Source organism: Micromonospora sp. DT68 (genome assembly GCF_049847245.1).
Taxonomy (GTDB): Bacteria; Actinomycetota; Actinomycetes; order Mycobacteriales; family Micromonosporaceae; genus Micromonospora; species Micromonospora profundi.
Genome location: NZ_JBNCNZ010000006.1, coordinates 25,495 through 39,451, shown reverse-complemented (window position 1 = coordinate 39,451; position 13,957 = coordinate 25,495). Strand labels below are relative to the sequence as shown.

10 protein-coding genes are annotated in these 13,957 nt (G+C 71.6%); 3 read left to right on the top strand and 7 right to left on the bottom strand.

Annotation, left to right across the window (positions count from 1 at the left end; genetic code table 11):
- Nucleotides 1–47: 47 nt before the first annotated feature.
- On the top strand, nt 48–911 hold the full coding sequence (locus ACPXB1_RS12955) for a helix-turn-helix domain-containing protein (RefSeq protein ID WP_355592007.1): 864 nt from the start codon (nt 48–50) through the stop codon (nt 909–911).
- Between the two features lie 159 nt (nt 912–1,070).
- Here ACPXB1_RS12955 and ACPXB1_RS12950 read toward each other — a convergent pair whose 3' ends face one another.
- From ACPXB1_RS12950 to ACPXB1_RS12935, 4 genes are all read right to left on the bottom strand, one after another.
- Nucleotides 1,071–1,982 (bottom strand): hypothetical protein, encoded by a 912-nt coding sequence (locus ACPXB1_RS12950; protein WP_425735312.1) that lies wholly within the window; start codon nt 1,980–1,982, stop codon nt 1,071–1,073.
- A gap of 98 nt (nt 1,983–2,080) precedes the next feature.
- Nucleotides 2,081–3,058: a zf-HC2 domain-containing protein gene (locus ACPXB1_RS12945; protein WP_425735311.1), complete on the bottom strand. Its 978-nt coding sequence runs from the start codon at nt 3,056–3,058 to the stop codon at nt 2,081–2,083.
- 115 nt (nt 3,059–3,173) lie between these two features.
- On the bottom strand, nt 3,174–3,743 hold the full coding sequence (locus tag ACPXB1_RS12940; RefSeq protein ID WP_355592013.1) for a sigma-70 family RNA polymerase sigma factor: 570 nt from the start codon (nt 3,741–3,743) through the stop codon (nt 3,174–3,176).
- Nucleotides 3,744–3,964: 221 nt separating this feature from the next.
- Nucleotides 3,965–5,602: a beta-1,3-glucanase family protein gene (locus tag ACPXB1_RS12935; protein ID WP_425735310.1), complete on the bottom strand. Its 1,638-nt coding sequence runs from the start codon at nt 5,600–5,602 to the stop codon at nt 3,965–3,967.
- Between the two features lie 236 nt (nt 5,603–5,838).
- On the opposite strand from ACPXB1_RS12935, the gene ACPXB1_RS12930 reads away from it, so the two are divergent.
- Nucleotides 5,839–7,440, top strand: coding sequence for a ricin-type beta-trefoil lectin domain protein (locus ACPXB1_RS12930; RefSeq protein ID WP_355592017.1), 1,602 nt, complete (start codon nt 5,839–5,841; stop codon nt 7,438–7,440).
- A gap of 92 nt (nt 7,441–7,532) precedes the next feature.
- On the opposite strand, the gene ACPXB1_RS12925 is transcribed toward ACPXB1_RS12930, so the two are convergent.
- Nucleotides 7,533–9,026 carry a S8 family serine peptidase gene (locus tag ACPXB1_RS12925; protein WP_355592019.1) on the bottom strand — a complete coding sequence of 498 codons (1,494 nt, stop codon included), beginning with the start codon at nt 9,024–9,026 and terminating at the stop codon, nt 7,533–7,535.
- Between the two features lie 249 nt (nt 9,027–9,275).
- Here ACPXB1_RS12925 and ACPXB1_RS12920 point away from each other — a divergent pair, with 249 nt between their 5' ends.
- The gene (locus tag ACPXB1_RS12920; protein WP_425735309.1) at nt 9,276–11,537 is read left to right on the top strand and encodes a hypothetical protein; all 2,262 of its coding nucleotides are present in this window, start codon (nt 9,276–9,278) and stop codon (nt 11,535–11,537) included.
- On the opposite strand, the gene ACPXB1_RS12915 is transcribed toward ACPXB1_RS12920, so the two are convergent.
- On the bottom strand, nt 11,498–13,132 hold the full coding sequence (locus ACPXB1_RS12915; RefSeq protein ID WP_425735308.1) for a hypothetical protein: 1,635 nt from the start codon (nt 13,130–13,132) through the stop codon (nt 11,498–11,500). The two genes, ACPXB1_RS12920 and ACPXB1_RS12915, sit on opposite strands and share 40 nt — an antisense overlap.
- Nucleotides 13,133–13,393: 261 nt before the next feature.
- Nucleotides 13,394–13,948: a PQQ-binding-like beta-propeller repeat protein gene (locus tag ACPXB1_RS12910; protein ID WP_355592107.1), complete on the bottom strand. Its 555-nt coding sequence runs from the start codon at nt 13,946–13,948 to the stop codon at nt 13,394–13,396.
- Nucleotides 13,949–13,957 lie beyond the last annotated feature (9 nt).

Below are 13,957 nucleotides of genomic sequence, written 5' to 3'. Positions count from 1 at the left end.
AGCAATCTTGCGGTGTTAGCGTCGACTTGCGGTGTTAGCGTCGATCTGTGAATCGCGAGGCCCATTTCGACTTCGCCGCCTACGCGGGATACGACACGTCACGACTCCACACGAATCTGTACAGCTGGGACGCCGCAGGCTGGCGGGCTCTGCTTGTCCAGAGCTTCGATCATCTGGACAAGGCCGCCGAAATCGACCTGCCCGCCACATCCAGCTACCACGTGTGGCTGGTCGTGGCCGGGCAGGGCACGATGCGGATCGAGCAGGGCAACGAACGCAAGACCGTTCCGGTCGCCCCGGGGTTGATCGGCGGGTCCGTGGGCGGCGATCAGAGCCGCCTGCGGTTCGAGCTCTCGGAACCGATGTCCACTGTCCACCTACATCTGCCCGGCCACACGGTACGCAGGGTGGCAGCCGAGATGAATCTCCCGACTGCAACACACATCCCCAGCGATGACGAACTACTCCCGTCGCTACTGCCATCACTCGCGAGCGCGGCACGCCGGGGCGCCGGCGACCTTCATGCTCAAACGGCTGCTGAGTTCCTCGCGGTTCACCTGCTGGGCCGGCCCGGAGAGGCCGAACGGGTGGGTCGTGAGGACAAGCGGGTCCACGCCGCTATCGAGCTCATGAACGAGCGTATGGCTGAACCACTGAGACTGGCCGATCTGGCACGGGAGGTGCACCTCAGCACCTTTCACTTCCTGCGGGTGTTCAGGCAGACCACCGGGCTGACCCCGGCCCGGTACCTGACCCGTTTGCGCATCGATCAGGCCCGCCGCTACCTGGAACGTGGGATGGGGGTAGGACAGACTGCGATCCGCTGCGGGTTCGGCGGCACCGCGCAGTTTTCGGCGGCCTTCCTGCGAGAGACCGGTATTCGGCCGTCGGCGTACCGGATGGGTAACTGATCAGGGCTTATGCGAGGGGTCACTGACCCGGCCACGCTTGGGATGCACCCAGATCAGCGTGTACTTGCCGGTGGTGGCCACGTGCACCCGGCGCGGGCGTGCGCGGCGGCGACCGCGGCCACCCGGCCGAGGGAGACGGGAGGCCGCGGGCCAGCGAGGCTACCCCCGCGTTGGCCCCCGACTCGCCACGGAGCTGCTCCGCCGCCGGCTGACCGGCGAAACCGGCCGGGTGCTCGGCGTCAGCTCGGGCGACGACCGGACGGCAGCCGCTCTCGCCATCGGCGTCTCCGGCTCGCGCTGGGAGGACAGGGTGCGGCCGCCGTCCGGGCTGACGAGCGCGGCCATGTTGGCGATGGTCGGCTCGGCCGGTGCCCGGTCGAGCCGCGCCTCGACCCCCTCCGGTTCGACCCCGCGGCCCTTGAGGAAGTGGGACACCGTGGGCAGGTCGACCTGTTTGTACAGCTCGCTCAGCGCGTGGTTTTCCTTCAGCATCGATTCCACCGCATCGGTGAGTTGGCTGCGCAGCACCGCTTCGTCGAATTCGGACGTTGGCCGGCTGCCGAGCGGTAAGTCGTGGAGAGGCAGCCCGAACGGCGTGCCGGACGGGACCGGAGGCTGCCCCGCCGGCCACGGCTCCGACCCCGCCGGCCACGGCCCCGACCCCGTCGGCCACGGGCCCCGCGTCGCGTGCGGTGGCCCCTGCGAGGTTGGATACGCCGCTGTCGCATCCGACGTCCCGTCCAACATGTGCCGCAGCTCCTGTATGAGGCGCCCGATGATGGCGTCCCAGTCCTGGCGGACAACGGGTTCGGGCTGCCACTGCACTTCCGTTGGGTCCAGATCCTGATCCGGATCCCGGTCGCGCCGCCTCATCCCACCGGGCGGGGGCGGCCCTCCGCGGTCGAGTTCGCGCTGTTTGCGGTCGACGAACGTGCTCGCGTCGCTCCATTTGTTCGCCAGTTCGGGCGAGCGGGTGCTTGCAATGCCCCCGATCAGGCGCAGGTCGTCCTCGACGATCTTCAGCGCCAGCCGCTCGACGTGTGGGTTGGTCGCTCGCTTCTGCTCGGGCACGGACACCTCCGGTGGGCCTCGGTCATCGCCGTCGGAGGCCCTACGGCTGCCATCGGCGTTCGGTTCAGCCCGATCCGCAGGAGCCGTCCGAACGCCGGTCAGCGGGAGATCGGAGCGGTGACGATCGCCGTGCCGTCGACAAGCCCCACCGTGACGAACGCGAGGTCGTTCACGGGCAGCGACAGCTCGGCAGTCACCTCCTGCGGGCCGGACGACGCCGTCCAGTCGCGTATCACGTGGGTGGCGCCGTCCCGGGTCACGCCGAAGAGGCGGTACCGCAGGCCCTGACGCAGACCGATGGCGGTGACCTTGATGCTGGATCTGTCCTCGTCGGTGGTGATCGTGACGGCGAGACTCACGCCCTGGGCGGGCGCCTCCCCGTTCGCGGTGAGCACCACGTCGCTGTTCGTGAGGCCCAGGCCGGCTACGACACCACCGCCGGCAACGACGACGGCCAGCACCGCGGCGGCCACGCCGGCCCAGAGCTTGCGCCGGCGACGCCGAGGGTCGCCCGGCCGCCCCGGGCGGCTGTCGGACCCCGTTGGCGACCCCGGTCGGTTTCCGGCAGGCCGGTCCGACCCGACGGTACGTGGACCGGCGCCGCCACGGTTACCTCTGCGGCGGGCCACGTCAGCCCCGCCGCTGGCCGGCGTCGGAGCTGTCACCCCTGCCGGAGTGCCGACCGAGGGCTCAGCCGGGTCGGCTGCGGCCTCGACCGGGTCGACGACGACCCTGGTCGGGTCGGCTGCGGCCTCGACCGGCTCAGCTGCGGCGCTGATCGCGAGATCATCCGCCGGGAGAGCCGGACCGCTCGCCAGCGGTACGACCGTCGACGTGTCGGGCCCGGTCGGGAGCACGGTGCCCGGCGGCAGGGCCGCGAACGCCTCCCAATCGGCGGCGTCCAGCTCGGGGAGGGCGCTGGTCACGCTCCCCATCTCCCCCGCCGCGGACAGACACTCCCAGCAGCCCGCGAGGTGCGCCTCGAACGCGACGCGCTCGGGCTCGTCCAAGGCACCGAGCAGATAGCGGGCAAGCGTGGCGTGCTCGGCGGTCGAGTTCTCCTCGCCGGTTCGCATCACGCCCCCCATCTCGGACCCAGAGCACCGCGAACGGCGGAACGCCACACGCGACGACCTCCGTGCCGGAGATCTGGCGAGGAAACGGGGCGACGAGACATCAGGAGAGATGACATCAGGACGACTCGATCGGACCAATTGCCGCGTGCAGCGCGCGCACCGCATAGTACGTCCTGGACTTTACCGTACCCTCCGGAATTCCTAGTCTCTCCGCGGCCTCGGCGACCGACGAGCCCTTGTAGTACATCTCGATCAGCACCGCGCGATGCTCTGCGGAGATTCGCTGTAGCGCCAGCCGGACGGTGTGCGCGGACGCCACCCGGTCCATGTCGTCAGTCGCGACGGAGAGCCGGTTCAGGTCGGGGATGGCGACCTCGGGTGGACGTGCCTGCCGGGCGCGCATCGCGTCGATCGCCACGTGCCGGGCGACGGTGTAGAGCCACGGGGCGATCCGCCGCGGATCGGCGGCCAGCGTCTCCAGATTGCGCCAGGTGCGCAGAAACGTCTCCTGCACCAGATCCTCGGCCAGCTCGTGCTGGCCGAGGACGAGCCGGGTGAGAAACCGCAGCAAGGGCGCCCGGTACTGCTCGTGGATCCACCGCATCAGGGCATCCGGAGAGGTCTGCCCGCTCACGGTGTCGCTGACGACCTCAGATCCCAGCGCTTCGTTGGGCACCGCCGACACAGAACGCCTCCCCCTCGCGTACGGGGTGTGCCCGTACGGTCGCGTCGACGTGTCAACGTCGATCACAGCCTGAGGGGAAGGATAGCCGGATCCGGTCGACAGCCACTGTGGACGCCGCCCGATGGGCTCCCGTGGTCGCGCGTCGGCACTGCCGCTTGCGGGCCGTCGCCCGCCGCCGGTGCGCTCGTCTGTCCGGTCGGCACCGATGAGGACGGCGGCGCTCACGTGCTGAACCGCAGCCAGCGGACGTTCGCGTACTCCTCGGGCTGTCCGCTGGAGAACGTCAGATAGACGTCGTGCGTGCCGGTGACCGGGTCGAGGGTGCCGGGCACCGTCGCCCAGCTCTGCCAGCCACCGGTGTTCGCCACCGCGATCGAGCCCACCGGCGGACCGTCCGGGGCGTCGAGGCGTACCTCGATCAGGCCGGAGACGCCGTGCGGCGCCCCGGAGGCGACCCGCACCTGGAACTGCGTGACAGGCTTACCGCCGAACTCGACCCCCCGGTAGCCGGCCCAGTCACCGTTGGCGAGGAAGCCGATGTGCTCGCCACCCTCGTTGGATGCCTCGGTCTGGACCCCGTGCTGGCGGTCGAAGCTCGCGGCGGCGATCTCCTTGCCCACCTCCCGGGCGCCCGGTGCGGCGGCCGCGGCCACCACCGGCGGCGGCACGACGACCGTCTCGTTGGCCTGCGGCTGCGGCACGTTCACCCGTCCCCCGCCGAACGGGGTGAGCGTGATGGTCATTTCCTGGGGCGCGGTGTCCTGGATGTACGAAGCGTCATCGATCACGTCATCGAACGGAAACCCGTACGCCTTACCGTCTGCGGCGTTCCGGTGCAGAATCCGCGAGTAGTGGTTGGTGATCGGATGCTGGTAGAAGGCGCTGCGGTTGGTGGTGGGATGGTCGTTCTGGCCCAGGGTCGATCGGTTGAACCCGGCGCCGAGGACCCGTGCCACCTGGTTGGCGGCCTCGTCACCGGTCATGCCGAGCGCGCCGGCACAGTAGAAGACATCAAGCGACGAGGGCCTGTCGAAGGCTCGCACGCCGCCGTCGAAGGCCAGTCGCCCGTCGACCACGCGGCCCCGGCGCGTGCCGGACGGGGTGTGCACCCGCAGCTCGGTGCGGCTGTAGCGGTCCCACACCTCGTTGACGTAGCCGTCGTAGTAGTGCGGGTCGAACCGGCCGGTCTCGATGCCCTTGCCCGGTGCTATCACCCGCAGCCCGTCGCCGATGACGAGGCGCTCGTAGCCGGGCTGGCGGGACAACTCCGCGAAGATCGCCTCGCGTCCACCGTCAACGAGTTTGCCGGTGACCTGCTCGTCGTTGCCGCGCAGCCGGATCGCCATCGGGATGCTGAACATGTCGACAGTCGTGGTGTTGCAGGCCAGCACGGAGGCGTTGTAGGTGAACTCGCAGCAGTCGTGCAGCACCTGGAACGCCGGGTCGCCCTCCGCCCAGCCCACCGGGTACTGCAACGCCGGCTGGCCGTCACCGCCGCTGACCACTGTGAACCGCAGCCGTCCGTTGATCGCGAAGTAGATCCGCCCGGACATCCTCGGCAGCACGAACCGGGTCGTGCCGGAGGCGTCAAGCCGTACCCCGATGTCGGCGAAGCCGTCCGGGCCGTTGTGTGCCGGGTTGGCGGGGGTGAACCGGCCGCTCTCGCGGACGTACCCCATCCGGCCGGTCGCCAGGTCGGTGCCGACGACGTACATGGTGATCGCGGCGCTGTCGAAACGGCCGGTGCTGTTCACGATTGTCAACGGCAGCCCGTCCGCGGCGTGTGCCCGGGAGATCAGCGGTGCGGCCACCAGGGGTGCCCCGACCACGGCAGCCCCGGCAAGTCCGATCCGGAGCATCCTGCGCCGAGTCAGCATTCATCAACTCCGATCAAAGGTCTGACGGTCAGCCGTCGGCGTCGTTGCGGTGTGACACACAACGCGGGCCGGCGGTTGCTGCGTTGACGGCTCGGCATGCCCCTCGGTTCAATACCCCGGCAGAAAAAAGATTTTCGTCAGATCCGCACACGAGCCGGTGAACCGAGGGCATCGCCCGCCCGTCGAGACAGCGATGCCAACACCGGAAGGGATACCCCGTGGAATCCGATCAGCCCTCCCCCCTGCGCCGACTGGGCCCGATCTCACGACGCGCGGCCGCCGGTGTGGTCGCCGGCCTGGCGGTGCTGTCCGCGGTCGTCGCCACCGTCAGCTGGGGAGTCGCCTCGGCTCAGGACGATGACTTCGTCGGCCGTGCCGTGACCGACGAGCAGCTGACCACGATCCGGGCCGCCGCCCGGTCCTGCCCGGCCCTGACACCGGCCCGGCTCGCCGGCCAACTCATGGCCGAGTCGGGGCTCGACGGTCGGGCCAGGAAGACCGCCTCCGGCGGCCGGGGCATCGCCGGCCTGGACGACGCCGCATGGGAGGCCTGGGTGCCGTGGCCAGGCGCGCGACGCTCGGACAGCGCGGCGAACATCCTCGCCCTGGCCCACAAGATGTGCGATCTGAGCGGCCAGGTCCGGGTGACCAAGATCGAAGGCGACCCGTGGCGGCTCTCGCTTGCCGCGTTCAACGCCGGCATCGACGAGGTACGTAAGGCCAAGGGGGTCCCGTCCAGCGCCGTCGACTATGTCGACCACGCCAGCGGGTACGCCGCCTTCTACGCCGAACTGGTGCCCTTCGGTGGGGCCGGTGAGCCCCGACCGAACAACAAGCCGCAGCAGCCGAGGGCGGTCCCCGAGGGGTACCTCCCGCTCGTCGTGCGCGCCGGGGCGGCCTGTCCCGAGGTACCGCCCGCGGCGGTCGCCGGCCAGGTGATGGCGCTGTCCGGCTTCGACCCCAACATGCTCGGTGACGAGGGGCAGCGCGGGATCGGGCAGTTCCTGCCCGAGGTGTGGCAGGAGCACGGCCCGGCACGGGGTTCGGTCTGGGACCCACAGGTGGCCGTACCCGCGGTCGGCACCGTGATGTGCGCGCTGCGCAACGAGCTGAGCGGTATCGAGGGTGACCCCTACCTGCTGGCGCTTGCCGCGTTCCGCAACGGGCCCACGGCCGTCCGGCAGACCGGCGGGGAGTTCGACGGCCCGACCCAGGTGTTCCTGCGCACCGTCCGGGAGAACACCGAGTTCTACGCCCTCGACTCCCGACTGAAGCCGACGGCACCCACCAAGCCGGTCGTGCCGCCGAAGCCCGGCGCTTCACCGTCCCTGTCGCCCTCCCCCACCGCCACCGCTGCCAACCCCCGGCCTCCGGTGCCGCCCGCGCAGCCGGAGCGGCCCGACGAGCCCACTAAGGCACCGGCACCGCCGGTCCGACCCGCCGGCGCCAAGCAGATCGTCGGCAAGGAGACCGGACTCTGCCTCAGCGGCGGCGAAGGCGACGGCGTTCGGGCCACTGTGCGCAAGTGCCAGGAGGTACGGAACCAGTGGTGGTCCTTCTCGTCCGACGGCACCATCCGGGCGAACGGCCTCTGCCTGGACGTCGCCTGGGGCGAGAAGCGCGACGGCGCTCCCGTGCAGTCGGCCCACTGCACCGCCGTGCCCGCCCAGAAGTGGGAGTGGATCGAAAGCAATGGACGCCGCTCACTCTTCAACCGGGCGACCGACAAGTGCCTGGACGTCGACGGCCACGCGCCGGGCGCACCCATGGTGATCTGGATCTGCGTGTTCAACCCGAAGCAGACGTTCAGCCAGAGGTAGCCCCGCCTCGCAGGGAATGTTCGTAACAGCCGGTGCCCGGCGGCCCATCCCGAAAGGGCGGCCGCCGGGCACCGGCGTCTGTGGTGAGACGATCAGCCGGCGAAGCGGCGTCGACGCATCCGAAGGCCGAAGACCACACCAACTCCGCACACCAACGCCAGGCCCAGCAGGACGATGATCGCCGCGCCCGAGCCTCGCCTGTCCTGCCCGGCGGACACCGGACCCTTGTTGTCCAGAGCGCCCGCCACCGACGTGGCCAGGTTGATCATTCCGGCGCCGAACGCCCGGTGCTGGTCCTGTCCACCGAGCGGATCTGCGGTGCCGAGAATCCGCTCCTTGACCTGGGCTGCCGTGAGGTCGGGCTCGGCCGCCCGGATGAGTGCCGCCTGCCCCGCCACGAAGGCGACAGCGAGTCCGGTACCAGTCCGGCCGGTCACCCTGCCGCCGGTGCCGAGGCTCGCCACGTCGACACCAGGTGCGACGACCTCGACGGTCCCTTCCAGATATTCGTCAGCGAACTGGTCGGCCGGGCCCACCCCGCCGGTGAGCAGCAGCGCGCCGCCTGCGGCACCATTGCCCGGGGACGGCAGCGGTGCCGGTTTGGTCGGTGCGCCCGCCACCACCAGCACGTCGTGGTTGAGGGCGGTGGTCAGCGAGGCCGCCACCGCGGGAGCGGCCAGGTCCACGTGGGAGCCGAGCGCGACGACTGACGCGCCCGCGCTGACCGCCACCTCGATGGCGGTCGCCGCGTCGGCCGCCCGGGCAGCGCCGGAGCCCACCATCCGGACCGGCAGAATCGTGGCATCCGGGGCGATCCCGACCGGGCTGCCGTCGACGCTGCTGTCAGCGGCGATGATGCCCGCCATCGCGGTGCCGGAACCGACGCAGTCGGTGTCGCCGCGACCGTTGCCGACGGTCACGTCCGCCCCGACGGCCACCCGGCCGCTCAGCTGCTGGAGGCTCGCGTCGACGCCGGTGTCGACCACCGCGATCTTCACCCCGTTGCCCCGGGTCAGGGTCCATGCGCTGTCGGCGGCCATCCGCAGCTGCGCCCAGTCCGAGCGGCTGCTGGACCCGGCGGCGGCGGTGCACTTCTGGGTGCCGCCGGTGGCGCCGGGTCCGGGGCTGGCCCTGGTCGGGCTCGCCGTGGGCGACGGGCTGCCGCTGGGCTTCGGGGTGCCACCGGGCTTCGCGGTGCCACCGGGACGGGCCGACGGTGTCTGCGCCGGTGGCGCAGGAAGCTGGCCGTACTTGACCCCCTCACCGGCGGCGTCCCAGGGCAGCACCAGATACCAGCCGGCGGTCAGGACTCCCGGGTCGGTCAGCCGGAGCCCGTCCGGCTGCACCCGTCCGGTGTTGAGGTGATAAATCTCATCGGATCGCTCGCCGCTGCCGAGCAGCCGCCACGCGATGTCGGTCAGGTTCTCCGGCTGGCCCTGAAACTGGGCCGCGACCACGTAGTACTTCACGTACGGCCGGTTGTCAGGTGTGGGGTTCGCCGCCGACAGCCGGGGTACGGCCAACAGCACGCAACCGGTCATCACCACCACGAGCAGGCGGGCAAGGATGGGGTGCTTCGCCAGCACTGGGTGTCCTCCTTCAGTCACCACGGCCATGAACGTCGCCGCGTTCCACCGTCTATTGCGGATTCGCGCCGCGTTAGTTCAAATCAATTTGAACCGGGCCCCGACGAACCTCGTCATGAGGTCGGCCGAGCGTACCGGCGAGGGCTGAGAGACGATCTTTTCAGGACTCGCGTATACGGCACGTTTCGCCGACCGTGCACAGTGGTCAAATCACGACGATGGTCCAGTGGGGACGAAGGCAGGGCGGCGGTGACAGCACTCGGACGGACCGCCAGGGCGGTGGCGAGCAGGGATATCGACCGGGTCCCGGTGACCCGGCGCTTCGACCCGCGCCGGCACCGGCGGGTCGCCGGGCTCTTCGACCTGTGGCTCGCCCCGGGCCCGAAGGGCCGTCTCATGGTGCCCACCGACCCCAACCGGTTGCTCGACGCCCGGTCCATCGCCGACCTCGTACGGCGCGCTGGGGACGCCGCCGACGACGTCCGGATCCTCACCGACGACGGCGCCCGGCACGCCGACCTCTTCACCGAGGTTGCCGGGCTGCTCGGTCACGACGTGCTGGTCAGCCCGGAGGGCACCGACATCCGGCACACCGCCCACCGGGTCAACGGCGCCGACGGCGCGAGCGCGGGCAGCGCCGGTCCCCTGCACGCGGTGCCGCTGCACCGGGTAACCCGGCAGCCGATGGACTGGCTCGTGCTTCAGCCACCCGACCTCGCCACCCACCTGCCCGGCTGGTTCGCCCTCGACGAGGGCCTGGTCCGCCCCCGCACCGGCGTCGTACGCCTGCCGCTCGCCGACGGGCTCGCACTGGCGACGCGAGCCGACTTCGTGGCCCGCCGGGCCACCGCGCACCGGCTCGGCCTGGTCTCCGAGGGCATCGTCACCATCGCCGTCACGGCCCGCGCCGACGGCTTCCTGGTGGGCAACTACAGCGGCACCCAGGGCGTGCACAGCGGCCGTCAGCTCGCCGCCCTCGTGGGTGACCTTCCCCTCTACGGCGCCGACCTGCGGCTCTGGCTGACCTGGCCCTCCGATGCCGGCGAACAGGCCCGGCTCGCCGAGCAGACCATCGAGCTGGCCGAGACGACCGGCGCCACGGTCTGGACCCCGCCGCCGGGAGGGCGCGCGGAACTGGTCGACGACCACCGGGACCTGCGGGCGCTCGACGCGGCGGGCGCCGTCGCGCCGTGGCGGGCGTACCGGCCGAGGTACGCCGACGGTCCGGCGACCCTCGACGCCACCCCCGACGGGCTGCTGGTGTCCCGGCTCACCAGAGAGCGGGTCACGCTGACCCTCGCGAATGGTGTCGCCGCTGGTTTGGCCGTCACCGCGCCGAACGACCCGGCGTCCGGCGTGGTCGGCTCGGCGCCGGGCGTCGGCGGGTCGCCGGCAGACGTCGACGGGTCGGCGGAGGGCCCCGGCGGGTCGGCGCAGGACCCCGCCGGGTCGCCGGCGGGCGTCGACGGCTCGTCGGAGGCGGGCCGGGAGGCTGCGGACGGAACTCCGGCGAACGGCCGCGTGACGGACGCCGCACCGACGAAAACGACGACAGTCGGCACGTCGAAGGAACCGACCGCGCCCGATCCGCCCGCCGTCGCACCCACTGCGGTGCTGACCCCGCCGCTGTCCCGCCCCGCGCTCGTCACCGAGCGACGGCGCGCGTCCGACTACGGTCCGCCCTGGCTGCGCCGTGGCCAGCAGGTCAACGCGGAGACGTTCGAGGCGTTCGTCCAGACACCGGGCGACCCCGCCGAGGTGGTCGCCGATGGCATGCCCAGCGCCGAGCTGTTCCTGATCGCCTTCCTCGACCCCCGGTCCGCGCCCGAGGGCTGCAACCTGCTGCGGGTACGGATCGAGCCGGGCGGGGCGATCGCGGTCGCCACGCTGCGATCACACGTGCCGGCCCGGTTGCAGTACCTCCTCGGCACCTCGGACACCTACCTGCTGCCGGCGGCCCGACTGGATCGGGTACGCGCGGTCAGTGGGTTCCGCACCGAGGGCATCGGATGGCTCCTGCCGGTCGGCGACGCATACGACGCGACGGTGCGCATCCGGTCCGCGCCCACCGCCCTCTCGACCGCCGGCCTGCCCAACGACGTACGCCGCTGGCCCGAGTTCGGCACCAGGAGGGCATACGCCCTCCTACCGGCGCGGTCACGCGGTCTCCCCAAGGGCTGGCTGCGGTTGTACCGGCAGCCGCCACCGGCGCGACAGGGCCGACTGCTTGTCGACGTGCGGGTGCCCCGGAGCCGTACCGTCGATGTCGGCGCCACCGCCGCGATGCTCGCCCCGCTCACCTCGGTGCGGACCCGGGCGGACGCGCTGCACCGGGCCGGGGTGGAGCTGATCCTGGGCAGCCGCTCCTACGACCGGATCCAGGTACGGCGCGTCCACCACGCCCGCGACGGCGCCTGGCAGCGCAGCCCGGGTGCAGCCTCCGGGCCGCTGCCAGCCACGCTGCGCCGGCTTCAGTCCGGCGCCACCACCCCCGCATCCGGCCCGACCTGAATCGACCACCGGCCGCCGGGGACCGGGCCGATCACCACGGGGACGCACCGTCCGCCCGTCGTGGCGGCGAGGCTCCGCGCGCCGGCCGCGTCACCGGCGGCCAACCCGGCGGTGAACACGACGTACGGCTTCGGCAACTCCTCTTCCGGCGTGGGCGGCTGCGGCAGGGCGTCCAGGACCCGGCTGCCGCCGGGGGCCTGCGTGCCGAGCGCCGCGCCGACCACCGCCACACCGATCCCGGCGGCATGCAGCCGCCGGGCGAGGAGCACCGCCGCACGCCGGCAGGCACCGACGGGCCCCACGAGAGTGAGTACGTCCGGAGCCCGACCGAGGTCGACGTGCAGCCGCCACGGACCCCTGTGGCCCAACACCAGCGGGAGGATGGCCGGTGGGGCGGGTTCCCGCTCACCGAGCCAGGCGTACGCGGGCGCGGCACCACGCCCCGTCGCCACCCCTGCCAACCGGACCCGCATCGGACCGGCCTCGCTGTCCAGATCGGCGCTCAGGTAGGGAACGTCGTCGCCGCCCGGCACCGTCGGTCGTGGCACCTCCGGCATCAGTGCCTGCGTTGGCTCCTGCTCACTCGATGGCCCCGCCGCCACGGGGCCCGGCACCTGGTGCTCGGCATTCGTCGCCGGCTCCGGAGTGGTCGGTGACACGGAAGCTTCGCCTGGCCGCGTGCCGCCCTGGATCTGGGACGGCGTCGGCGGCGGTGTTGGCGCGGGCGTCGGCGTCGGCGTCGGAGATGGTGTCGGCGTCGGCGGGATGACGGGCACCGTGGGTTCAGAACGCCCCTGTTCCGTGGACGGCGGGGCGGTAGACACCGAGGGCGGAGCGACGGGCGGCCGGGCGTGACCGTTGCCCGAGTCGGTGGCGAGTTCGGCGGGGGTCGGGGTGTGGTGCCGCTGCGGCGGCCATGGCCCGTCGTCGGTGAGGGCGAGCGCACCCCGGCGTGATCCCGCACGGCGCAGCAGCATCAGCGCCACCACTGCGAAGATCACCGCCAGTACGCCCGCACCACCCCGTACCAGCAGCGGGTTGACGGGATCAGTGGTGACGTCCCGCTCGTCCCGCGGCCTGGCAATCGTTTCGGTATCCGTGGCCGCCACGGCAGGGGCCGAGGGTGGCGGCGGGGCAGCCGTGGACGGGGCAGCCGTCGAGGGGGCCGGTGTGGAGGGCGCGGCCGACCGGGGAGCCGGCCTGGACGGAACGGCGCTCGGCGTCAGTATGCTCGGCGACGGTCGCGGCGATCGAGCGGCGATCGTCGGCATCCGGCCGATGCGTACCCCTTGGCCCTTAGCGTCTGCGGGCAGCACCAGCATCCAGCCTGGTTCGAGCACCAGGCCGTCGGTGAACGTCGCACCGTCAGGCTGCTTCCGCCCCACGTTGAGTTCGACGATCTCCCGGTACCGGTTGCCATTACCGAGGGTGCGCAGGGCAATCGCGTACAGATACTCCTTCTGGCCGTCGACCGCCGGCCCCACCACGTAGTACCGGCCGGTCTCAGCCGGGGCCGCACGCGCCTGCCCCGCTGGGGCACCCACGACGAGCCCGACCAGCACCAGTGCCGCCGCCACGGCTCGCCGTATCAGCACCATCGCCTCCGTACCCTCGGTCCATCCACATCCTGCCGTTCCGGTCCTGTAATACGAGCCGGGGTCACGACGGTTCAACGCGACAGTCATCGGTTCTGGGGCAGGGCAACCGGCGGTGGGTCCGGCGGCTCCGGCCGTCGACCGCAGGCCGGATGTCCGACGCGGTGACATCGCCCGTTCCCCGCCGCCATGTTCGACTACCGCGGGTCCGTGAACCTCGCGCTCCCCCCTGCGTCGTCTAACTCGTGGACGATGAAGAATTCACGGTTCTCCGACCTGGGCAGTTCCTGTGGTGACGCCGGTCTGAGCGTCCACCAGCAGCAGGGCCGCCTGGTCAGCAGCCGCGACGAGGAACGTATCGGCCGTGGAGCCGCTCGGCAGGTCCCAGCGGACGGGCAACGGCCATGCCAGGCTGCTGCCTGGCGTGAGCCCCGGAATCCGGCCCGGCAGAGGCTGGCCGTTCGTCAGGTCGAGCCGCGTCAGCCCGCGGTAACCGCGCCACCCGCCCAGGAGAACGACAGATCCGGCAACGCTGACGTGGTGGCGCAAGCTCAGGTCCGGCGTCGACCACCTCCGCTGCCCGGTGTGCATGTCGAAGCAATGCAGGACACCGGCCTGACTCAGATAGAGACAGCATTCCCCCGCGACGGCGGTGGTGCCCCAGCAGTCCTCAACGGCCTGGTCCCACAAGGAAGCTCCGGTCTCGGGGTCCAGTCGGACCAGACGGGAGTGCCGCTCCGCCACGACAAGGGCACCGGGCGAACCCGCTAACGTCGACTCGTTCGAGCGCAGGTGCAGGAGCCGCGACCAGAGCACCTGCAACGC

Coding starts and splice junctions, on each gene's coding strand:
- ACPXB1_RS12935 (WP_425735310.1), bottom strand. CDS start 5,602: ATGCTCCGGATCGGACTTGCCGGGGCTGCCGTGGTCGGGGCACCCCTG.
- ACPXB1_RS12945 (WP_425735311.1), bottom strand. CDS start 3,058: ATGCGAACCGGCGAGGAGAACTCGACCGCCGAGCACGCCACGCTTGCC.